The sequence below is a fragment of the Micromonospora sp. NBC_00617 genome (genome assembly GCF_045161355.1).
In the GTDB taxonomy this organism is placed as follows: domain Bacteria; phylum Actinomycetota; class Actinomycetes; order Mycobacteriales; family Micromonosporaceae; genus Micromonospora.
On sequence record NZ_CP107751.1, the window covers coordinates 4310092 to 4331628 of the forward strand.

19 protein-coding genes and 2 pseudogenes are annotated in these 21537 nt (G+C 71.2%); 5 read left to right on the plus strand and 16 right to left on the minus strand.

Annotation, left to right across the window (positions count from 1 at the left end):
- Nucleotides 1–4: 4 nt before the first annotated feature.
- The 7 genes and pseudogenes from OG505_RS19700 to OG505_RS19730 form a co-directional block, all read right to left on the minus strand.
- On the minus strand, nt 5–1255 hold the full coding sequence (locus OG505_RS19700) for a M50 family metallopeptidase (protein ID WP_405426393.1): 1251 nt from the start codon (nt 1253–1255) through the stop codon (nt 5–7).
- Nucleotides 1255–2466 carry a 1-deoxy-D-xylulose-5-phosphate reductoisomerase gene (gene dxr, locus OG505_RS19705; protein ID WP_405426395.1) on the minus strand — a complete coding sequence of 404 codons (1212 nt, stop codon included), beginning with the start codon at nt 2464–2466 and terminating at the stop codon, nt 1255–1257. Before dxr ends, OG505_RS19700 begins: the two co-directional genes overlap by 1 nt.
- Before the next feature lie 164 nt (nt 2467–2630).
- Nucleotides 2631–3290: a Uma2 family endonuclease gene (locus OG505_RS19710; RefSeq protein WP_405426397.1), complete on the minus strand. Its 660-nt coding sequence runs from the start codon at nt 3288–3290 to the stop codon at nt 2631–2633.
- Nucleotides 3291–3497: 207 nt separating this feature from the next.
- Nucleotides 3498–5480 (minus strand): PQQ-binding-like beta-propeller repeat protein, encoded by a 1983-nt coding sequence (locus OG505_RS19715; protein WP_405426398.1) that lies wholly within the window; start codon nt 5478–5480, stop codon nt 3498–3500.
- Between the two features lie 121 nt (nt 5481–5601).
- Complete coding sequence (locus OG505_RS19720; RefSeq protein ID WP_405434610.1) at nt 5602–5784, minus strand: DUF397 domain-containing protein; 183 nt, start codon at nt 5782–5784, stop codon at nt 5602–5604.
- A gap of 4 nt (nt 5785–5788) precedes the next feature.
- Nucleotides 5789–5914, minus strand: a pseudogene (locus OG505_RS19725) (XRE family transcriptional regulator); the annotation flags it as partial.
- A gap of 595 nt (nt 5915–6509) precedes the next feature.
- Nucleotides 6510–7061, minus strand: coding sequence for a GNAT family N-acetyltransferase (locus tag OG505_RS19730; protein WP_405426399.1), 552 nt, complete (start codon nt 7059–7061; stop codon nt 6510–6512).
- Between the two features lie 51 nt (nt 7062–7112).
- Here OG505_RS19730 and OG505_RS19735 point away from each other — a divergent pair, with 51 nt between their 5' ends.
- Entirely contained in the window at nt 7113–7952 is an 840-nt protein-coding gene (locus OG505_RS19735; RefSeq protein WP_405426401.1) for a YhjD/YihY/BrkB family envelope integrity protein, read from the plus strand.
- Between the two features lie 74 nt (nt 7953–8026).
- Complete coding sequence (locus tag OG505_RS19740; protein ID WP_405426403.1) at nt 8027–9622, plus strand: phytoene desaturase family protein; 1596 nt, start codon at nt 8027–8029, stop codon at nt 9620–9622.
- Between the two features lie 171 nt (nt 9623–9793).
- Here the strand turns inward: OG505_RS19740 and OG505_RS19745 are convergent, their stop codons facing one another.
- Nucleotides 9794–11383 (minus strand): Rieske 2Fe-2S domain-containing protein, encoded by a 1590-nt coding sequence (locus OG505_RS19745; RefSeq protein WP_405426405.1) that lies wholly within the window; start codon nt 11381–11383, stop codon nt 9794–9796.
- 198 nt (nt 11384–11581) lie between these two features.
- Between OG505_RS19745 and OG505_RS19750 the strand changes: the two genes are divergently transcribed.
- Nucleotides 11582–11803 (plus strand): DUF2631 domain-containing protein, encoded by a 222-nt coding sequence (locus OG505_RS19750; protein ID WP_405426407.1) that lies wholly within the window; start codon nt 11582–11584, stop codon nt 11801–11803.
- Between the two features lie 87 nt (nt 11804–11890).
- On the opposite strand, the gene OG505_RS19755 is transcribed toward OG505_RS19750, so the two are convergent.
- The 3 genes from OG505_RS19755 to OG505_RS19765 all read right to left on the minus strand — a co-directional run bounded on the left by OG505_RS19755 (nt 11891) and on the right by OG505_RS19765 (nt 15706).
- Nucleotides 11891–13147 (minus strand): DivIVA domain-containing protein, encoded by a 1257-nt coding sequence (locus OG505_RS19755; protein ID WP_405426408.1) that lies wholly within the window; start codon nt 13145–13147, stop codon nt 11891–11893.
- A 31-nt stretch (nt 13148–13178) separates the two neighbouring features.
- Nucleotides 13179–14336 carry a 23S rRNA (adenine(2503)-C(2))-methyltransferase RlmN gene (gene rlmN, locus OG505_RS19760; RefSeq protein ID WP_405426409.1) on the minus strand — a complete coding sequence of 386 codons (1158 nt, stop codon included), beginning with the start codon at nt 14334–14336 and terminating at the stop codon, nt 13179–13181.
- A 104-nt stretch (nt 14337–14440) separates the two neighbouring features.
- Nucleotides 14441–15706, minus strand: a complete 1266-nt coding sequence (locus tag OG505_RS19765) for a phosphatidate cytidylyltransferase (protein WP_405426410.1) — start codon at nt 15704–15706, stop codon at nt 14441–14443.
- 181 nt (nt 15707–15887) lie between these two features.
- Between OG505_RS19765 and OG505_RS19770 the strand changes: the two genes are divergently transcribed.
- On the plus strand, nt 15888–16082 hold the full coding sequence (locus OG505_RS19770) for a hypothetical protein (protein ID WP_405426412.1): 195 nt from the start codon (nt 15888–15890) through the stop codon (nt 16080–16082).
- Nucleotides 16083–16164: 82 nt separating this feature from the next.
- Here OG505_RS19770 and frr read toward each other — a convergent pair whose 3' ends face one another.
- The 5 genes and pseudogenes from frr to OG505_RS19795 all read right to left on the minus strand — a co-directional run bounded on the left by frr (nt 16165) and on the right by OG505_RS19795 (nt 20802).
- A complete protein-coding gene (frr, locus tag OG505_RS19775; protein ID WP_354856362.1) occupies nt 16165–16722 on the minus strand; it encodes a ribosome recycling factor in 558 nt (185 codons plus the stop codon).
- Nucleotides 16723–16809: 87 nt separating this feature from the next.
- Nucleotides 16810–17577 carry a UMP kinase gene (gene pyrH / locus OG505_RS19780; RefSeq protein ID WP_088946657.1) on the minus strand — a complete coding sequence of 256 codons (768 nt, stop codon included), beginning with the start codon at nt 17575–17577 and terminating at the stop codon, nt 16810–16812.
- A 162-nt stretch (nt 17578–17739) separates the two neighbouring features.
- The gene (gene tsf, locus OG505_RS19785; RefSeq protein ID WP_405426414.1) at nt 17740–18567 is read right to left on the minus strand and encodes a translation elongation factor Ts; all 828 of its coding nucleotides are present in this window, start codon (nt 18565–18567) and stop codon (nt 17740–17742) included.
- Nucleotides 18568–18703: 136 nt separating this feature from the next.
- Entirely contained in the window at nt 18704–19603 is a 900-nt protein-coding gene (gene rpsB / locus OG505_RS19790) for a 30S ribosomal protein S2 (protein ID WP_234584235.1), read from the minus strand.
- Between the two features lie 262 nt (nt 19604–19865).
- A pseudogene (locus tag OG505_RS19795) lies at nt 19866–20802 on the minus strand (hypothetical protein).
- 355 nt (nt 20803–21157) lie between these two features.
- Between OG505_RS19795 and OG505_RS19800 the strand changes: the two are divergent.
- A complete protein-coding gene (locus OG505_RS19800) occupies nt 21158–21517 on the plus strand; it encodes a YraN family protein (RefSeq protein WP_405426416.1) in 360 nt (119 codons plus the stop codon).
- Nucleotides 21518–21537: the final 20 nt, after the last annotated feature.

A 21537-nucleotide genomic window follows, 5' to 3' on the forward strand; every position in this document is an offset into this window, starting at 1 on the left:
GCACTCACCTTGAGAAGAGCGTGATCGGGTTGACGACGTCCGCGGCGATGGTGAGCAGCGTGAACGCGCCGCCGATCAGGATCACCGCGTACGTGAAGGGCATCAGTTTGAGGTAGTCGACCCGGCCCGGGTCGGCCCGGCCGATCCGGGCGTAGACCCAGGAGCGGACCCGCTCGAACCAGGCGATGGCGATGTGGCCGCCGTCCACCGGGAGGAGCGGCAGCAGGTTGAACACCCCGATGAAGAAGTTCAGCGACACGAAGAGCATGAAGAAGACCAGCCAGGCGTTGTTCTCCACGGCCTCGCCGCCGAGTCGGCTGGCGCCGACCACGCTGATCGGGGTGTCCACGTCCCGCTCGCCGCCGGTGAGGGCGGTCCACAGGGCGGGCACCTTCTGCGGGATGCGCTGCAACGCCTGGGCGGTGCCGACGGCGAGTTGACCGGTGAAGTCGGCGGTGGCCCCGAAGGCGGCCCCCGGCCCGTACGTCACGCGGGTGGGGGTGCTGGGCACGAGACCGACGCCGAGCGCGGCCACCGGCGCGGCGGCGCCCTTCGGGTCGTCCAGCGGTGGACGCTGGGTCTGCGCGAGCACCGTGCTGGTGCTGACCGCCTGCCCGTCGCGGACGTACTCGATCCGCGTGGTGTCGCCCGGCTTGAGACTGCGCAGCGTGGTCAGCAGGTCGCCGTAGTTGCCGATCGGCGTGCCGTTGATCGAGGTGATCCGGTCGCCGTCGCGTAGCTGCGCCTGAGCGGCCGGGCTGGCCGCGTCGGCGGGGGTGCACGCCCGCAGCGCGTTCTCCGGCACCACGCAGGGGCTGAGCTGGATGACGGCGGGCTCCTTGCGGGCCTGCGCGTCGGTGGTCGGGAAGTCCGGGTTGGGCAGGCCGGCGGAGACGGCGAGGATCCAGATGGTGATCAGCGCGAGCGCGAAGTGCGTGATCGAGCCGGCGGCCATCACGATCGTCCGCTTCCAGACCGGGTAGCGCCACATCACCCGCGGCTCGTCGCCGGGCTCGACGTCGTCGTCCTGCGGCGTCATCCCGACGATCTTGCAGAAGCCGCCGAGAGGGATGCCCTTGAGGCCGTACTCGGTCTCACCCCGCTTGAACGACCAGATGGTGGGGCCGAAGCCGACGAAGTACTTCGTGACCTTCATCCCGAACGCCTTGGCGGTGAGCAGGTGCCCCGCCTCGTGCAGACTCACCGAGACGAGGATGGCCAGGGCGAAGAGGACCACCCCGAGCAGGTACGACATCAAGCTCCTTCCACCGAACCCGCGATGATCTCCTGCGCATGCGCACGCGCCCACGACTCGGCCGCGAGCACGTCCCCGACGGTACCTGGTTCGTCGAAGTCTGGAGCCTCCTCCAACACTCGTTCGAGGGTGTCGACGATGCCGAGGAACGGCAGTCGGCCCGCGACGAAGGCCGCCACGCACTCCTCGTTCGCCGCGTTGTAGATCGCCGGGCGGCACCGTCCGGCCTCCCCGGCGGCCTTGGCCAGCGCGACGGCCGGGAACGCCGCGTCGTCCAGCGGCGCGAACTCCCAGGTGTGCGAAGCCGTCCAGTCGACGGCGGTGGCGGCCTCGGGCACCCGGTCCGGCCAGCCGATGCCCAGCGCGATGGGCAGCCGCATGTCCGGTGGGCTGGCCTGGGCGATCGTCGACCCGTCCACGAACTCGACCATCGAGTGGATCACCGACTGCGGGTGCACCATCACGGTGATGTCGGTGTACGGCACGTCGAACAGCTCGTGCGCCTCGATCACCTCAAGCGCCTTGTTGACCATGGTCGCCGAGTTGATCGTGACGACCGGCCCCATGTTCCACGTCGGGTGCGCGAGCGCCTGCTCCGGTGTGACCTGCGTCAACTCGTCGCGCCGCCGCCCCCGGAACGGGCCGCCGCTGGCCGTGACGATCAGCCGCCGCACCTCACCGCGCGTCCCGGAGCGCAGACACTGGGCCAGCGCCGAGTGCTCCGAGTCGACCGGCACGATCTGCCCCGGCCGCGTCACCGCGGCCTTGACCAGCGGGCCGCCGGCCACGAGCGACTCCTTGTTGGCCAACGCGAGGGTACGACCACCACGCAGCGCGGCCAGCGTAGGAGCGAGGCCCAGCGAGCCGACCACCCCGTTGAGCACGACGTCGCACGGCCACTGGGCCAGCTCGGTCATCGCGTCCGGACCGGCCACGATCTTGGGAAGCTTGAAGTCCCCGGTTGCCCACCCGCGCCGGCTCGCCTCGGCGTAGAACGCGAGCTGGAGATCCTGCGCGGCGGACGCCTTGGCCACCCCGACCGCCTCGACGCCCAACTCCAGGGCCTGCGCGGCGAGCAGCTCGACGTTGCCACCGCCCGCACCGATGGCGACCACCCGGAACCGGTCCGGGTTGCGCCGGACGATGTCGATGGCCTGCGTGCCGATCGAACCGGTGGACCCGAGCAGGACGAGGTCGCGGGGGGAAGTCACGCGGCTATTCTCCCCCACCGTCACTGAACGCCCGCTGGGAGCCTCAGCCCTCCGCGCCCGCCGGCCGCTCCCAGTGCGCGCCGTCGACCATGATCGACTCGACTTTCAGGAAGTCGGGGCATCCGCGGCACCTCGACACCCCGACGTCAACGAAACCGTGTCGATCAAGCGTTGTCGCCGGCCGAGTCGGTGATCGTCGCGTCCGGCGGCGCCTCATCGCCGAGCAGATCGCCCGGATCGATGGAGAACTCGAACGGCTCCCGCATGACGAACCGCGTCCCGGCCGCGGCGGCGGCCACCGGCCGATACTCCCCCTCGATCAACTCGTACAGCGCAAGGGTGGGCACCCGGTTGCGCAGGTCGACGCGGAGGAAGAAGGGCACGCCGACCGCGGCGTACTCGCGGGGCCGGTCGATGATGTCCTTGCGTCGGTTCCCGGGAGAGACAATCTCCCCCAACAACACGGCGTGTCTGATGTTCATCGTCGTTCGGCCGCCGCCCGGCGCGTCGAGGATGACGATGTCGGGGATGAAGAGATCGTCACCCGACACGACGTTCGTCTCAAGATAAAGCCACAGCTTGGCGCGGCGGGCCGCCTGCTTGAGGTGATACGCGAGATCCAGCTCCGCGTCCTGATGGTCGTACCCGGCATGTGGTGTCACGATCACGCTTCCGCTCAGGACCTCAACCTTGGGGCCGTTGGTCTCCGGCAACAGGTCGAGGGCGAGCTGCGCGGTCCACGGCTCGTCGTGCCACCGCAGCACGTCGAACGACGGCTCGGTGTGCTGCGGCGCCGGCTCCGGCGCGAACGCTGCCTGGGCCATCCGGGCTCACCCCCTCAGCGGACCATCATGCTCAGGTCAGCCTAGCCACCACAGTTCTCGACGCAGGGGATCGCACACCGAGTCCGCCAGCGATCACCCCCAGCATCTCGCGCGGCACGTGCAGATCTTGGGCAGTTTCCGTTAGGGCAGGACGGAAACTGTCCAAGATCTGCGAACCACAGACGAGTCGGGGGCGATCGCGTCCGCTCAGGTGGACGGGATCACGTTCAGCGGACCGACCGCCATCACGTACCCGCTGGTGTGGACGACGACCTGATCGGCGGTGACCGAGAGGATGCGACGGACCTGCTCGGGTAGCGCGACTGACCAGGTGACACGGCCGCTTTCGATATCCCAGACCCGCAGGACCCGGTCGGCGCACGCGGTGGCGACCACCGGGACGCCGTCGAGGACCACGGGCAGGATCACGTCGACCGTGCCCGGATGCGCCAGGGCTGGGCCGATCGACTCCCCGGTCGCGATGTCGGCGCAGGTGACCGTGCCGCTGACGACGCTGATCACGACTGATCCAAGGACGTGCAAGCGCCTGACGGCGGCTGCCCCCGGCCAGTCCCAACCCTCCGGGGCGGTTCGGTCGATCCGCTCGGCGAACCGGCCCGGCGGTGCCAGCTCGGTCAGATCGGCACTGTCGAACCAGCGGAAGCCGCCCGCGTCGGTGCCCGTCAGTACGACGGTGCGGCCATGAAGGTCGACGAGCGTCATCGAGGTCGTCTCGCGCAGTTCCAGTCGGACGGCGGCCCGCAAGGTCAGGGTGGCCGCGTCCCAGACCGCGAGGAGGCCGCCAATGCTGATCGCGGCGATGACGCCACCGCGCGCGGCGACCTCGTGGAGCACGGCGGGTGTCAGCGGCGGCTCGGGCGTGGTGTGGGTCTCGCCGGTGGCCGGGTCGACTGTCGTCGGCTTGAGGCTCCCCATCACGACGAGCAGGTCGCGGCCGGCAGCGGTAGTGGAGACCAGTCGCGGAGACCAGCCCGCAGCCCGGTGGACGATCCGCCGTTCACCAGCCGCTCCTGCGAGCCCGCTGCCATCTGCGGCGTCGACGACCTCGAATACGCCGCCCTCGTCCACGGCGACGACCACGGGTCGCCCGTCGACCTTGGAGATCACGGCATCCCGGAAGTAGGGCCGGTCCCTGTCGTCCTGCGGAAGCGGGTCGGCGAGTTCGAAGAGGTTGGTCCGCCCCTCGGTGCTGTTCGACTGCGCCACGAAGAGAAACGAGCCGCGCACGGCGACCCGACCGACGCGCTGAGTGAAATCGGTCCGGATCGTGCCGTGTAGGGTGCCGTTCCGCAGATCGATGATCCGCAACGCACGCCGCTCGCCGAGCACGGCCCAGGCACCGCCGGCAAGAAACGCCGGAGCGCTGTCCGGGTCTGCCGGGGTGGGAAACTGCGCTGTTGGTTCGACCGCCGTGGCGTCCCAGACGGTCAGGAGGCCGTCGCCGACCGTCACCGCGCGCCGCTGACCGTCGAGCACCGTCCAGCCGCCGCACGTCGTCGACCCGGCCACGGCCACCTCACCGGCGCGGCGCAGGCCGTCGAGGTCGTGGAAACACAGCGTCATGGAATCGGTGTCCTCGCCGCCAAGGCTCAGGACGATAGGAGCTTCGCCCGCACTGATCGCCACCCGGAAAACATCTCCGCTGTGGGCGGCGGTCCTGGCCAACTGCCGGCCGTCGGCGAGATCCCACAGCAGTAGGTAACCGCCTTCGGTGCCGGTGACCGCGACTCCGACGCCGACCGCGAGGCTGACGAGGCGCCCCGCTCGGCGGGGAATGTCGTCCGGGTCGGTGGCGAGCAACAGCTTCCCGGTCGCGAGGTCCCATACGCACAGCCGCTCATCCTCAACGGCGACGACGGTGGCACCGTTGAACACCGCCTCCACGTAGAAGGCATCGTCGCTGCTCTCCAGACGCACGCACTGTGCCTCGCCTTCGGCGAGTGGAATGCGATGCACGCTGCAACCTGCCATCGCCCAGGCGTACGTGTCGTCGAGGCGAACCGCCTTGATCAAGGATTCGAGCTGACGTACCTGCCGCAGCGCCGGACTCAACGGCTCGCCGGCCGTCCACCGGGGCAGGAGCGCCTCGGGCGCCTCTGCCCGTAGCTGATCGGCACCTGCCGTCTGTCCACTGCGTAACAGCGCCACCATGCGTTCGAACCGGTCCACCCCGCGGCCTCCCCAGAATTCGCGGGAAGGCTAACCCGGACCCACGACAGATCTTGGAGGGAAACTGCCTCGCCTGGGTCGGATTCCTCCAGAATCTCGTGAACGAGTTGGCGCGGGCGGCTCAGCGGTCGGCGTTCAACTGCTGTGCGCGAGTCGCCGTGACGAAGTCGCTCCAGGCCGACTCGGTGAAAGTCAGCACCGGCCCCTGCTGGTCTTTGCTGTCGCGCACGCCCACCGCGGCGGCGAAAACAGCCACCTCGACACAGTTGCCCTCGCCACCGGACCGGGTCGACTTGCGCCACACACTGTCACGCACCATCGGTCATCTCCTTCGCCATCGCCGCGATCAACTCACGGGACTCGTCGGCGCTGAGCGCCCGCTCGCCAACGGAGCGCCACGCGTCCTCGTAGATTTCGATCTCGTGGGTCTTGTCACGCACTATGGGACCGTCAACACTTCGACTGGCGTGACTATTTATGGGCTTGCGCGCGCGGACGCGTCGTCGGACAGCTAGGCGCCACACTCCGCGAGGTCGCGAGGCCGCGGGGACAGGCGGCGGGCGGCGGGCGGCGGGCGGCGGGCGGCGGGCGGCGGGCGGCGGGCGGCGGGCGGCGGGGCGAACGTCATTTCGAGCCGTATACCTCAGAGTCATAAAAATTCCCCTGAGGTATACGGCTTTGAGGCATGTTGGCCGCGAGCGCGGAGGCACGGGGCAGGGCACGGGGGCCCGGCGCGGCAGGGCGCGCAACGCAGGGCACAGGGGCGCGGGGCAGGGCACAGGGACGCGGGGCAGGGCACAGGGACGCGGGGCAGGGCACGGGGGCCCGGCGCGGCAAGGCGCGCGGCGCGCAACGCAGGGCACGGGGACGCGGGGCGGCAAGGCGCGCGGCGCGCAACGCAGGGCACGGGGACGCGGGGCGCAACGCAGGGCGTGGGGCGCGGGGCGGGGCACGGCCGGGTGCGCACGGCGAGGCGCAGGACCGGGGTGCCGGATTGGCATCCGGACCTGCGCCCTTCGAGGAGAGTGATCAGCCGCCCGGTGCCGCCAGGACGAACGTCTCCAACAACTCTCCGCCGTACCAGTCGGTGCGCTGTCCCACGTGCTCCATGCCGAGTCGCCGGCAGACCGCCATCGACGGCTCGTTGCCCGGTGACACGACCGCGTAGATCTCCGGGGTGCCGGTGGCGAACTCGCGCGCCATGACGGCACGCGCCGCCTCGGTGGCGTAGCCGTGACCCCAGGAATCCGGGTGCAGGTGCCAACCGACCTCGATGTCCGACGTACGGCGCGTCTCGTCCCGCCCCGGCAGCGGCTTGAGCAGCACGGTGCCCGCCACCAGTCCGCTGTCGCGCACCTCGATCGCCCACGTGCCGTACCGGCCACGGTCGGCGGCGTGCCGGTCCCGCCAGCGTCGCCACCGCTCGGCGGCCTGCGCCGGATCGGTCAGGGGCAGCCCGGGCGCCACGCCCAGCCAGCGGGTGATCTCCGGACGGGAGTAGATGTCGTAGATGCGGGCCAGATCGGCCGGATCGTCGGTCCAATCGCGCAGGATGAGACGTTCGGTGGCGAGAACAGTCATGACCGGCGATCTTAGGGAGTGACCGCCCCGAGGACAGGGAAGGAGACCCCGATGGGCAACGGATGGCAGCGCGCGAAGCGGATCACCAGTGCCGCGTTCCGTCCGGTGCGTGGGCGAGACCTGTCGCTGCACGCCGCCGCGATCACCTTCTACGGGGCGATCGCCGTGGTCCCGGTGGCGCTGCTGGCCCTCTGGCTCACCTCGCTGATCGCGGGAGCCGATCGGGTACGCCGGCTCACGTCGTACGCCGTGGAGGCCCTGCCGACGGCGATCGGCACGCCCCGGGCGGTGGCCGCCCTGGTCGACGCGGGGGTGGAGTTGACCCCGGTGCTGGCCCTTGCCTCGCTGCTGCCCGCGTCGCTGTACGGCGAGGGGCTGCGCCGGGCGTTCGTGTCGGTGGCGGCCCCGCGCAGCGACGAGCACCTGGTCGGTTGGCGAGGTCGACTGCTGCTGCTGCCGCTGCTCGCGCCGGCGCCCGCGCTGCTGTTGTCGATCCTGCTGGCGCTCCCGGTCACCACCCACCTGGTCACCCAGGGCGGCTGGGTCGGCGCTCTGGGGGTCGTGCTGTCGTTCCTGGCGGTGTGGCTGGTGCTCACACCGGTGCTGATGTGGGTGTTCCGGGTGGTCGGGCCGGCCTCGCCGGACTGGCTCTCCACCCTCGGGCTCGGGTCGTTCACCGCGGCGAACCTCTCCGGGTTCCTGCACGGCTTCGTGCTCTTCGCGTCCCTGCCGCTGGATCTGGGCGCCCCGTTCGGCGGCTTCGACGAGATCGGCGCCGGCGTGGCGGTGCTCCTGTGGCTGTACCTGTTCCACGTGATCGTCCTGGCCGGCTATTCCGCCACCCTGGCCCTCTCCCGCTGGCGTGCCCAACGCGCCCCTCGGCCGAGTTGATCAAGACGTCTGCGTCTCTTGATCAACGCGCGGTGGGCTGACCCCGCGGGGTGGTGGGGCTAGGCTGCGGCGGCATGAGCAGTCAACTTCCCGGCCGGGCCGACGTCGTGATCGTCGGCGCCGGGCACAACGGTCTGGTCTCCGCCATCCTGCTGGCCCGCGCCGGCCTGGACGTCCTGGTGCTGGAGGAGGCCGACGTGATCGGCGGCGCGACCCGCACCGAGAACCCGTTCCCGAAGGTGCCGGGGCTGCGCCACTCCACCGGGTCGTATTTGCTCGGGCTCATGCCGCCGGAACTGCTCGCCACCCTCGACGTGCGAATCCCGGTGCTGCGCCGCGACCCGCACTACTTCCTGCCCACACCGGGCGGCCTCGGCTCGCCGTACCTGCTCTTCGGCAGCGACACCGCCGCCAGCCGGGCGCAGCTCGCCGAATTCTTCTCCCCCGCTGACGTGGCCGCCGACGATGCTATGCAGGCCGAGTTGGCCGCGCTGCGCGAGGACCTCGCCCCGGCCTGGCTGGCCGAGCCGCTGAGCGCCGAGGAAACCGCCGAGCGGCACGTCCGCCCGGCGCTGCGGCAGGTCTTCGTCGACCTCGTCCGGGGCTCGGTCGCGGACTACCTGGCCCGGTTCGAGTTCCGCTCCGAACTGCTGGTCAGCATGTACGCGGTCACCGACGGGCTGTCCGGCCTCAACGCCGGCCCGGACGACCCCGGGACCGGCCACAACTTCCTCGTGCACAACATGTGCCGGCTGCCCGGCTCGGGCGGCACCTGGATGATCGCCGAGGGCGGGATGGGCACCGTCTCGGCCACGTTCGCCGACACCGCACGCGCCGCCGGAGCGACCATCCTGACCGGTACGCCGGTGCGCGCGGTGACCCTGGACGGCGGCGCGGCCAGCGGAGTCGTGCTGGCCGACGGTCGGCAGGTCGCCGCGCGGGTGGTGCTCGGCGCGTGTGACCCGTACCGGCTGATGGACCTGGTGCCCGACGGCGCGCTGCCGGCGGCACTCGACGCGCGGATGGCGGCGGTCCGCCGCCCCGGCACCACCCTCAAGCTCAACCTGGCGCTCACCGGGCTGCCGCGGTTCTCCTGCCTGCCGGCCGACGCCCCGAGCCCGTTCGGGTCGACCATCCACCTGCTGCCCGGGTCCGCCTCGCTGGTCGGCGGCGACGCCACCTCGCCGATGACCGCGCTGCGCGGCATGTGGGCGGACGTGCAGGCCGGGCGGCTGCCGGCGGAGCCGACCATCGAGTGGTACCTGCACACCACCGTCGACCCGTCGCTCTCCGACGCCGCCGGGCACCACTCGTCGGCGCTGTTCGTCCAGTCGGTCCCCTACGAGCTGGCCGGCACCACCTGGGACGCGGAGCTGCCCGGCTACGTCGACCGGCTCGTCGCGATCGTCGAGCGGTACGCGCCGGGCACCGCCGACCTGATCGCCGACGCGGTGCCGCTGCCCCCGCCGGGCATCGAGAAGCACTTCGGCATCGCTGGCGGTCACATCCACCACGTCGACAACACCGTCTCGTTCACCGACCGCATGCCGTACGCCACCGGCATCGACGGCGTGTACGCGGGCAGCGCCGGCTGCCACCCGGCCGGCAGCGTCATCGGCGCCGCCGGCCACAACGCCGCCCGACGCATCCTCGCCGATCTAGGCCGCTGACCGGTCCCCGCTCAGGCCAGCGGACGGTCGGAGGTCTCCCGGGCCGCCGATCAGGTAGTAGCCGACCAGCAACCCCTCCCCGCGATCTTGCACTTACGGTCGCCGTTCTGGGGCGATTGCGGTGCTTCGCACCCACCGAAAGTGCAAGATCGCGGGGGTGGAGGGGCGGGGTCAGCTCAGGGCTTCGCCTGCGGGGGCCGGGGTCTCCGCGTCGACGCGGTGGGCGCGGACCTTGTGGCCGACGCTGGTCAGGCAGCGGCCACTGGCGAGGTCGAACTTCCAGCCGTGCAACTGGCAGGTGAGCTGGTCACCCTCGACGATGCCGAACCGGGTCAGGTCCGCCTTCAGGTGCGGGCAGCGCCGCTGCACCACCCAGTCGCCCAGCGTGATGTCCTCGGCGTCGGTGGTGCGCTCGTGCTCGTCGTACCAACCCTCGGCGTACTGGAGGCGCTCCTCGGAGAGGCACTTGAAGAACGCGTAGACGAACTCGTTGTACTGGCCGATCCGGGCCGCCGAGAACCGGCAGGACAGGAAGAGCGAGTTGACCCAGTCGACCTCGTCGATGAAGAGCAGGTGCTCGATCAGCGACCGGTCGGTCCGGAAGCGGTAGCGGACCTTCTCGTCCGCGTACGGCCGGACCTCCTTGCCCGGGAAGTCCACCACGATGGATTCAATGGTCTCCCCGCCCGAGTCGTCGGTGCCCACCAGGTCGAAGCGGACCGGGCCGCCGACCCCCTTGGCCAGGTAGATCGACTCGTCGAGCAGCGGCTCGATCCGGCGCTTCATCTCGCCGAGCACGTCCACCTCGGGGTGCCGCCAGGACGCCTTCTCCGCCTCGATGATCGGGCGCTTGCGCTCCCGCATCTCCTCCAGGTGGGCGACCTTGTTCGCGAAGAACTCATCCACCGGCACCGGGTGCGTGGTGCTCGCGCCCTCGGTGGTGACCTCGGCGACGCTGCCCGGCAGCAGCACGATGCCGTTGGTGCCGCCGACCTTCGCGTACTCGCTCAGGAAGACCGACTGGTCCGGGAAGATGTTGCCCTCGTCGCCGTGGATGTCGTTGAACTGCCACAGGGCGTCGTCGAGGAAGCACGGCGGGCCGGCGATCGGAAAGACGTGGTCAGCCTTCAGGTCGTCGATGTAGCGCCACGTCCGGTCGAACTGCCGGTCGCGCTTCTGCTTGCCGAACGCGGTCTTCGCCGCCTGCGGCAACTCGTAGACCATCGGGTACCAGATCGCGCCGGAGAACTGCAGCAGGTGCGCGTGCACGTGCCCCAGCTCGGCGAAGACGCTCAGGTCGGTGGGGCGGGCGTCGTTCTGGTTGAGCAGCCGCACACCGTCGTACTCGACCCAGAGCGAGGAGTCACCGATCGGGCCGTCGGTGGGGCTGGTCAGCGCCTGGATCATGATCTTCAGGCCGCCGGGCAGCTCCACCACCTGCTCGTTGGGCGCCTTGAGGAACTTCGTGAAGCCCAGCGCCCGGAACTCGTCCTCCATCTCCGAGGTGGGGAACTCGGGGAGCAGGACGGTGGCGTCCTTCGAGACGAAGTCCCGCAGGTGCTTCGCGTCGAAGTGGTCCCGGTGCAGGTGGGAGACGTACAGGTAGTCGACCTGGCCCAGGCTCTCCCAGTCGAGCAGGGAATTGTCCGGGAAGGGAAACCACGAGGCGAAGTAGGCCGGGTTGACCCACGGGTCGCACAGGATGCTGCCCGCGGCCGTGTCGATCCGCATGCTGGCGTGCCCGGTTCCGGTCACTCGCACCGCACAGTCCCCCTCAAACAGACAATCAGGTGTACGCCAAACGCTACCGGAGGGAGTCTGACCACCGCCCCGCGACGCCGGTAGTGTCGTCCGGCCTGGGCAGGCAGGGCCAGAAGGCGGGGAAACCCCCACCGCACCGCCCCGGGCGGGAGGCGTGCCAGACTAACCAAAGATCCGATCGCGAGGGAAGGACCGACAGTGGCAGGAAGCGAGCCGGTAACGTCGCCAGACCAGCACAAGCCCGGGCACCGGAAGGCCGGGCGCATCGGCGCGGTGCTGACCGCGCTGGCGCTGCTGGCGATGATCTGCGGCAACCACGAGGGCAGGGTCGAGGACATCTGGCTGGTCGGCCTGGCCGCGCTGCTGCTGGTCATCGTGATCGGCGACGCCGTGCTGCGGCGCAACGGCCTGCGCTCCTGACCCGACCGGCCGCCGAACGACCGGCCGACGTACGCCGAGGGCCCGCCCCCACCCGGGGACGGGCCCTCGTTCGCGTACGTGTCGGGGTCAGCGCCCGAAGAGGATGTCCTGCACGTCCTTGAGCGCGGCGTCGACCTCGGCCTCGAAGTAGCCGCCGGGCACCAGGCCGAACCGGAGAGTGTCCAGATCCTTCGGGTCGACCGGCATCGGGTTGCGGCGCTGCATGCCGCCGAGCAGGGTCTCGAAGAACCGGTCCACCTGGTCCGGGTCGTACCCGCTGCCGAACCGGCGCACCTGGAAGCTGCGGCGGATCTGGTCGACCCGGTACAGGTCGCTGCCGGGCGGGCCGGCCATCGGCGGGCCACCCATCGGCGGGCCACCCATCGGCGGGCCGGCCACGGCGGGCGGACCCGCCACCGGCGGGCCACCGAGAGCCTGCTGCGGCATCGGGGGTGGGCCGACCGGGCCACGGCGCATGTCGCGCGGGTCCCGTTCGGGCATCCGGATCTCGGCGGTCATGTCGGCGCGACCGTGCCGACCGGCCTCGAAGCCGTCGAAGCGGGGCTCCTCCGGCGGGTAGCCGCCACCGGGGCCACGCTGGTCGTCGGGCGGGCCGTAGCCGCCAGGCATGCGCTGGTCGTCGGGCGGGCCGTAGCCGCCAGGCATGCGCTGCTCGTCGGGCGGGCCGTAGCCGCCAGGCATCCGCTGCTCGTCGGGCGGGCCGTAGCCGCCAGGTATCCGCTGCTCGTCGGGCGGGCCGTAGCCACCCGGACCGGCGGGCAGACCGCGTTGCGGTACGCCGTGGCCACCCATCGGACCACCGGGCCCCATCGGGCCGGGGCCGCCGGGGCCGCCGGGGCCGGGGCCGCGCTGCGCGTCGTAGCCGCCGCGGGAAGCGTCGTACCCGCCGGCGAAGGCGCCGGTGGGCTCGTCGTACCGGCCGTAGCGGTCGGCGGGCGGACCTGACTGGGCGGACATCGGCCGGGGCGGCATCGGCTGCGGAACCATGCCCCCACGGTCGTCGCGCAGCGGCGGGCCCATCCGGTCCGGCGGGCCCATCCGGTCACCCATCCGAGGGTCGCCGCCGCGCCCGGCGCTCGTGCGCTCCTCCAGCTCGGCCAGCTGTCGCTCGACCCGGTCCAGGTGCAGGTCGACCTGCCACTCGTCGTAGCCGTTGAAGCGGACCCGGAAGACGACGTCGTGGACCTCCTGGGAAGCCACCGGCGCACCCACCTGCCGGCCGTCGAGCGTCGCCTCGACCCGGTCGAGGAAGGCATCCACCTCGTCGACCTTGTATCCCCGGCGGAGCGCCTTGCGCCGGAAACGCTGACCCTGACTCGCCACTATGTCTCCTGGTCTCGTTCGCCACGCCCGGTCACGCCGGTGCCTCTCCGGCGCGGTCGGTGAAGGTGTCGGTGTCCTCGGCGGCGGCGAGCTGGCCACACGCGCCGTCGATCTCGCGACCCCGGGTGTCCCGTACGGTGGTGGACACTCCCGCGTCACGCAAGCGCCGGACGAACTCCCGCTCGACCGGCTTCGGGCTCGCGTCCCAGCGGCTGCCCGGCGTCGGATTGAGCGGGATGAGGTTCACGTGCGCCAACTTGCCGGCCAACAGCCGCCCGAGCAGGTCAGCTCGCCACGGCTGGTCGTTCACGTCCTTGATCATTGCGTATTCGATGGACACGCGACGGCCCGTCCGGGCGGCGTAGTCCCACGCTGCGTCCAGCACCTCGGCTACCTTCCAGCGCTGGTTTACCGGCACGAGTTCGTCGCGCAGATCATCATCGGGCGCGTGCAACGACAACGCAAGGGTCACAGAGAGGTCTTCGCTGGCCAGTCGGCGGATGGCCGGAACCAGGCCGACCGTGGAAACGGTGATGTGCCGCTGGGACAGGCCCAGCCCCTCCGGAGCGGGGCTGACCAGGCGACGGATCGCCGCGATGACCCGGTTGTAGTTGGCCAGCGGCTCGCCCATGCCCATGAACACGACGTGCGACAGCCGCGGCGGTGAGCCGGCGACCGCGCCGGAGGCCGCCACCCCGGCCAGGTAGACCGCCTGGTCGACGATCTCGGCCGTGGACAGGTTGCGGGTCAGCCCGGCCTGGCCGGTGGCGCAGAACGGGCAGGCCATGCCGCAGCCCGCCTGGCTGGAGATGCAGACCGTGACGCGGTCCGGGTAGCCCATCAGCACGCTCTCCACCAGCGCGCCGTCGTGCAGCTTCCAGAGCGCCTTGCGGGTCGCCCCGTCGTCGCAGGCCAGCTCGCGCACCGGGGTGAGCAGCTTGGGCAGCAGCTGGTCGGCCAGCCGCTCACGCGTCGCCGCAGGGAGGTCGGTCATCGCCTGCGGGTCGCGAACCAGCCGCCCGAAGTAGTGGTTGGAGATCTGCTTGGCACGGAACGCGGGCTCACCCAACCCGGCGACCAGTGCCTGGCGACCGGCCAGATCCAGGTCGGCGAGGTGCTGCGGTGGCATGGAGGCCCGGCGTGCGGCGGGGGCTTCCGAGATGGCGGGGATCAACGGCAGGCTCGTCATGGCTGGTCCAGTGTGTCACGCCTCCGGCGCCGGGCACCCCTGCGGAGGTGTGGAACCGGCCCCGGCCGGCGGTCGGGAACCCTCGGGCCACGGTGATCCATGCCTCACCCCACCACCGGCACGAAGATCGCCAACAGCAGGTACGCGGTCGGCACCGCGAACAGGATCGAGTCCAGCCGGTCCATCAGGCCACCGTGCCCGGGCAGCAGGTTGCTCATGTCCTTGACCCCGAGGTCCCGCTTGATCATCGATTCGGCGAGATCGCCGAGGACCGCCGCACCGGAGACGGCCACCCCGAACACGGCACCCCACCAGGGGGCCACCTCGAACATCAGCCACAGCAGCAGGGCACTGCCCAGCGCCGCCGCGATGACCGAGCCGGCGAAACCCTCCCAGGACTTCTTGGGGCTGATCGACGGGGCCATCGGGTGGCGGCCGAAGGAGACGCCGGCCGCATACCCGCCGGTGTCGGAGAGGACCACCGCGATCAGCGTGGCCAGGATGCGCAGCCGGCCGTCGTCGGGGGCCGCCGCCAGCAACGCCGCGAAGCCGCCGAGGAACGGCACGTAGACCGCGATCAGGGTGGCCGCGGTGAGATCCCGCTGGAAGCCGGCCGGGCCGTCGCCCAACCGCCACACCATCGTGCCCAGCACGGTGACCAGCAGGCCCAGGCTGAGCGCGTCCGGGCCGGCGAACCACGCCAGCCCGATGGTCAGCACGCCACCGGCGAGCAGCGGTACCAGCGGCGGGTGGGCGCCGCTGCGGCGGACCGCCCGGGCCATCTCCCAGATGCCGACCGCGATGGCGGCGGCGATCACCGGCAGGAACGCCAGCGGGTAGAAGGCCAGCGGAACCACGATCAGCGCGCCGAGGCCGAGCCCGACCCCGATCGCCGCCGGCAGGTTCCGGCCGGCCCGCCCGGTGCCCACCTGCTGGGTCGCCGGCCGGTCGAGGCTGGCCCGTCGCCGGCCCCGCGGCCGCCGACCCCTCGGCGGCTCCGGCTCGGTCACCGGGTCGTCGTCCGCCAGGATCTCCGCGCCGATGGGCGCGAGCTGCGCGGTCGGGAAACCGGCATCGTCGTCGAAGCGCGGCGGCACGTCACGGTCGTCGAAGTAGGGCGGCGCGTCACGGTCGTCGAAGCGGTCCCGGTCGTCCGGGCGGACCGTCCGGCCGCGCTCGTCGTACGGGTCCGCCGGATACGGATCGGCGTACGGGCGGGTGCGTGGCTCGGCGTACAACTCGGGCCCGGCGGCCGGACGGCGACTCCACTGGCCCGCCTCAAGCTCCTGCTCGGGCCAGGGCAGGGCCACCGGGCGCTCGGACCGGTCCCAGCCGCGCGGCTCGTCGGTGTAGGGGTCGGGGTGGGACATCACGCACCGCGACGCGGCACGAGTACCACCACATGACGCAAAACCACAAGCATCCCCTACACGTGCGACTGTGTTCCTCCGGCTCGACCGCCCCGACGGTCGGTCGATTCCCGGTGCGCACCGCCCGGTGGCCGGGAATCCTGCCGAGCCTACTGCACCCGCCGTCAGGGCGAGGCGGACGATGGCGCCCCTGACCGCCGAGGCCCCTCGCGGGGGTCGCGGTGGGCGAGGTCCGGCGTCCGCCGGCGGTCTCCACCACAGCAGCGGCGACCCGGTCCTGCACCCGGGTCGGGCCACCGTGCGCTTCGAGCTGCACGACGCGTACGTCGGAACGACCCTGACCGAGACGACCCGTACCGTCCGGATTCCACGCTGACGCTCAGACGGCGCGAGGCCCGTCCCCGGATCGGGGGCGGGCCTCGCATCGGCTGCTCACCCGGCGGACGCCGGGTCGGGCCTCAGACCTCCAGCAGCTCGGTCTCCTTGTGCTTGACCAGGTCGTCGATGCTGGCGACGTAGCGCTGCGTCAGGTCGTCCAGTTCCTTCTCGGCGCGGCGACCATCGTCCTCGCCGGCCTCGCCGTCCTTGACGATCCGGTCCAGCTCCTCCTTCGCACGGCGGCGGACGTTGCGGATGGCCACCTTGGCCTCCTCGCCCTTGTGCCGGGCCACCTTGATCATGTCGCGGCGGCGCTCCTCGGTCATCTGCGGGAGCAGGATGCGCAGCTGGTTGCCCTCGTTGTTCGGGTTGACCCCGAGGTCCGAGTCGCGGATCGCCTTCTCCATCGCGTTGATCTGCGAGTTGTCGTACGGCTTGATGATGGCCATCCGCGGCTCGGGAACCGCGATGGACGCCATCTGGGTCAACGGAGTCGGCGTGCCGTAGTAGTCGATGATGACCTTGGAGAACATGGCGGCGTTGGCGCGACCGGTGCGGATCGCGCCGAACTCCTCCTTGGCGTGCTCGACCGCACGCTCCATCTTTTCCTCGGCCTCGAGGAGGGTGTCGTCGATCACCGGTCTCCTCGCCTCCTTCTGTGCTCGTGGTGGGCTCTGCTGAAAGTCGTCAGGACCGCCGTGGCCGTCGCCCCGGGCGGGGCGGGTTCAGGCGGTGATCAGGGTGCCGATCTTGTCGCCACCCACCGCGCGGATGATGGTGTCGTCACCCTGCGCGCCGAAGACCAACATCGGCAGGCCGTTCTCCATGCAGAGGCTGAACGCCGCCGCGTCGGCCACCCGCAGGTTGCGGCGCAGCGCCTCGGAGAAGGTGATCGAGTCGAGCTTGCTGGCGGTGGGGTCGATCCGCGGATCGGCGGTGTAGACGCCGTCCACGCCGTTCTTGCTCATCAGCACCACGTCGGCCCGGATCTCCAGCGCCCGCTGGGCGGCCACCGTGTCGGTGGAGAAGTACGGCATACCCGCGCCGGCGCCGAAGATGACCACACGGCCCTTCTCCAGGTGCCGGATCGCCCGCAGCGGGATGTACGGCTCGGCGACCTGGGCCATCGTGATGGCGCTCTGCACCCGGGTCTCGATGCCCTCCTTCTCCAGGAAGTCCTGCAACGCGAGGCAGTTCATCACGGTACCGAGCATGCCCATGTAGTCGGCGCGAGCGCGGTCCATCCCGCGCTTCTGCAGCTCCGCGCCGCGGAAGAAGTTGCCCCCGCCGACCACCACGGAGACCTGCACGCCGCGGCGGACCACGGTGGCGATCTGCCGGGCGATGGCCTGCACGACATCCGGGTCGACGCCGATCGCGCCGCCACCGAACACCTCACCCGAGAGCTTCAGCACCACCCGGCGGGCCCGCCCCGGCGGCGGCGCCGTCGGATCATCCACCGCCAGCGTCCGGTCACTCACAACCTGCGTCATCCGCCCCGCCTTCCCCCACGCGCACGCCCCGCGCGACGCGTTACCGCGAACCTGCCGCTGCCGACCCTATGTGACGAGGAGGCCGCGGTGCCTGATCACGTACACCGGCGGCCTCCTCGTCGACGTCTCCTGCCTTACGGGCGCGCGGCGCCCGGCGGCGGCTCAGGCCTGGCCGACCTCGAACCGCACGAAGCGGGTGACCTCGATGCCGGCCTCGGCCAGCACCTGCTTCACCGTCTTCTTGTTGTCAGCGACGGACGACTGCTCGATCAGGACGTAGTCCTTGAAGAAGGAGTTCACCCGGCCCTCGACGATCTTCGGCAGGGCCGCCTCGGGCTTGTTCTCCTCGCGGGCGGTCTGCTCGGCGATGCGCCGCTCGGACTCGACGACCTCGGCCGGAACCTCGTCCCGGGTGAGGTACTTCGGCCGCATCGCGGCGATCTGCATGGCGACACCACGGGCGTCAGCGTCGCCCGCCTCGTCGGACTTGCCGGTGTACGACACCAGCACGCCGACGGCCGGCGGCAGGTCCTGCGCCTTGCGGTGCAGGTAGACCGCGGTGGTGCCCTCGACCTTGGCGAAGCGGTTGAGCACCAGCTTCTCGCCGATCTTGGCGGACTGCTCCTGGACCAGGTCCGCGACGGCCTTGCCGTCCAGCTCGGAGGCGAGCAGCTCCTCGGCGTTGTTCACGCCGGAACGCTCGCCGTGCTCCACCAGCTGCTGGGCCAGCGCGATGAACGACTCGGTCTTGGCGACGAAGTCCGTCTCGCAGTTGAGCTCGAGCAGCGCCTTGCCGGAGTGGGCGACCAGGCCGTTGGCGGCCGTACGGCTGGCCCGCTTGCCGACATCCTTGGCGCCCTTGACGCGCAGGATCTCGATGGCCTTGTCGAAGTCGCCCTCGGCCTCGGTCAGCGCCTTCTTGCTGTCCATCATGCCGGCGCCGGTGAGGTCGCGGAGCTTCTTGACGTCCGCGGCGGTGATTTGGGACATGGCTCTCTCTTCGGTGTTGAGACGGCGTGTGGATGGTCAGAGGTGCCGGTTACCCGGATCCGGGCGGATCGTGCCCGGCGTACCGTCGCTGCCCGCCGTCTGCGAAAAACGGACGGACGGGCAGCGACGGTGCCGGTCACTCGGCGGTGGCGGCCGCCGGCTGCTCGGTGGCGGCCTGCGCCGGCTGCTCCGGAGCGGGCTGCTCGGCGGCGGCAGCGGCAGGCTGCTCGGCCGGGGCGGCCGACTCGTCGGCCTTCTTCGGCTCCAGCAGCTCGCGCTCCCACTCGGCCAGCGGCTCGTCGCTCGCGACGCCCTCGGGCTTCTCGTCCCCGCCCCGGCGACGACCGGAACGCGCGATCAGACCGTCCGCGACGGCGGCCGCGACCACCCGGGTCAGCAGCTCGGCGGAGCGGATCGCGTCGTCGTTGCCCGGGATCGGGAAGTCGACCTCGTCCGGGTCGCAGTTGGTGTCGAGAACGGCGATCACCGGGATGCCCAGCTTGCGGGCCTCGTCGACGGCGATGTGCTCCTTCTTGGTGTCGACGATCCAGACCGCGGCCGGCAGCTTCTGCATGTCCCGCAGACCACCCAGCGTGCGGGTCAGCTTGATCTTCTCGCGGGAGAGCTGCAGGGTCTCCTTCTTGGTGTAACCGGCGGCGGTGCCGCTGAGGTCACCCAGGCCCTCCAGCTCCTTCATCCTCTGGAGCCGCTTGTACACCGTCTGGAAGTTGGTCAGCATGCCACCGAGCCAGCGGTGGTTGACGTACGGCTGACCGACCCGGGTCGCCTGCTCGGCGATGGCCTCCTGGGCCTGCTTCTTGGTGCCGACGAAGAGGATGCTGCCACCCTCGGCGACGGTCCCACGCACGAACTCGTACGCCTTCTCGATGTAGTCGAGAGTCTGGCGCAGGTCGATGATGTAGATGCCGTTGCGCTCGGTCATGATGAAGCGCTTCATCTTCGGGTTCCAGCGCCGGGTCTGGTGCCCGAAGTGGACACCGCTCTCCAGCAGCTGACGCATGGTCACGACGGCCATGGGTGGGGTACTCCTCAAGATCCCTGGTTGTCACGCCCGGCCGGTGGCCGGGCGTCCTGGCGCCTGGTCGCCGGCCCATGGTGGGCCCGATCAAGATCGGGACCAGGGAGGCCGTCGCTTCACGACGATTCGTGAAGAGGGCACGCGAGGTCGACCGCGCGAGGCGGTCGCCAGTTGGCCAGTGTACGCCCCTCCGCCGTTCAGCCGCCCCGGGGTGCGCGCGGGGTGTGTGGCGAGTCAGCCGGCGGCCAGCGCTCGCGGGTCAGCCGGCGGCCAGCGCCGCGGCGAGGAAGAGCGCCAGGCCGACGGTCAGGTACGCCGTCGGTGGGCGGAGCCAGCCCCGGCCACCCTCGGAAAGCGCCAAACCTCCGGTTCGTAGCCCATAGAGCCCGGCCGCGAAGATCGGCAGCCCGGCAACCAGGGCGATGCCCACCACCACGTTCCCGGCGTCCACCGGATCGCCGGTCACGCCCGCGAGCAGCACCCGCAGCGCGGGGATCTCGAAGATCAACGCCAGCAGGGCGAAGAGTACGGCCAGCACCGGCCGGCGGGTCCGGTAGACGCCGTCGGCCACCGGCGGATACACCGGCGGGTCCATGCGGGGACCGATCCCCGGCATCGGGCCGGTCGGCATCTCCAGTGGGTGTGGCGTGTCGCCGCCCCGGGCCGGGTCGATGATCGGATACCCGCCGAGCGGCGCGGGACGAGCCTGATCGGCGAGCACACCGGCCGACATGTCGGCCACCGGAGAGCCATCGCGAGCGGCCTCCTCGCGGCCGCCGGTAAGCGTTCCAGCCGGCTCCCATGCGGTCCGGCGTCCGGGCAGCTCACCAGAGGTCTCCGAGGGATCCCGGTCCGCTCGCCGCGACCGCGTCGGCCGGTAACCGTCCACCTCCGGTCGCGCGTCACCCAGCGGGTCGACCGCGCCGAACCGGCCCGAGTCTGCCTCACCCGCACCGAAGCGACCCGGCTGGGCGTCCACAGCACCGAAGCGACCAGAGTCCGACTCGGGCGCGCCGAAGCGACCCGTGTCCACGGCGTTCAGGCGACCCGAGTCCGACTCGCCCGTGCCACGCCACTCCGACTCGCCGTAACCGCGACCCCGCTCATCGGGGTACCAGCGCGACTCCTGATCTTCGGGAAAGCTCCGTCGTCCGTCCACGTCCGGCACCGTATGCGACCGGCCGCCTCCGCGCCATTTCAACCGCCCGGCGGCCGTCGTTCACCCCGGTGACGCGCTGGTTCAGCCCGCCGACGGGCCGCCGGCGAGCATTTCCAGCTCTGCGGCGAGTTGGGTACGCAGTCCGTCGTGCGGCGGAAACCTAGAACTCCCATCTGCGCAGGCTCAACGCCGAGGTGGACGGCCAGCACGTGCGTCGACCGCGTGGTGGCTGCCCGCCCGGGTCACGGCCGAGCTGCGCGGGAGTCGGCTCGACTCCGGCTCGCTAGCACAACGTGGGCTTGATCGTCCGGTTGTCCACAGGACACCTGTCGTCCACAGGTTGGGGTCGTCGGGGTCGCGGCGCTCGCACTCTGGCGGGCACCGTGCCGGCCATGACAAAGCGGAACCAGGCGGTTGGCGCGTACGGCGAGCGGTGCGCCGCTCGGCACCTGACCGAGACAGGGCTGCGCCCGATCGCCCAAAACTGGCGCTGCCCGGCAGGGGAGATCGACATCATCGCGTGGGACGGGCCGGTGCTCGCCTTCTGCGAGGTGAAGACCCGCCGGGGCGACGACTTCGGCACCCCGGCCGAGGCGGTCGTGCCGGCCAAGGCCCGCCGGCTGCGTGGGCTCGCCGCACGGTGGCTGACCGAGACCGGCACGACCGCCGAGGAAGTGCGTTTCGACGTGCTGTCGGTACGGCTGCCCGACGCCGGCCCGGCGCAGGTCGACCACCTCAAGGGCGCGTTCTGACATGTGCACCCACAGGATCG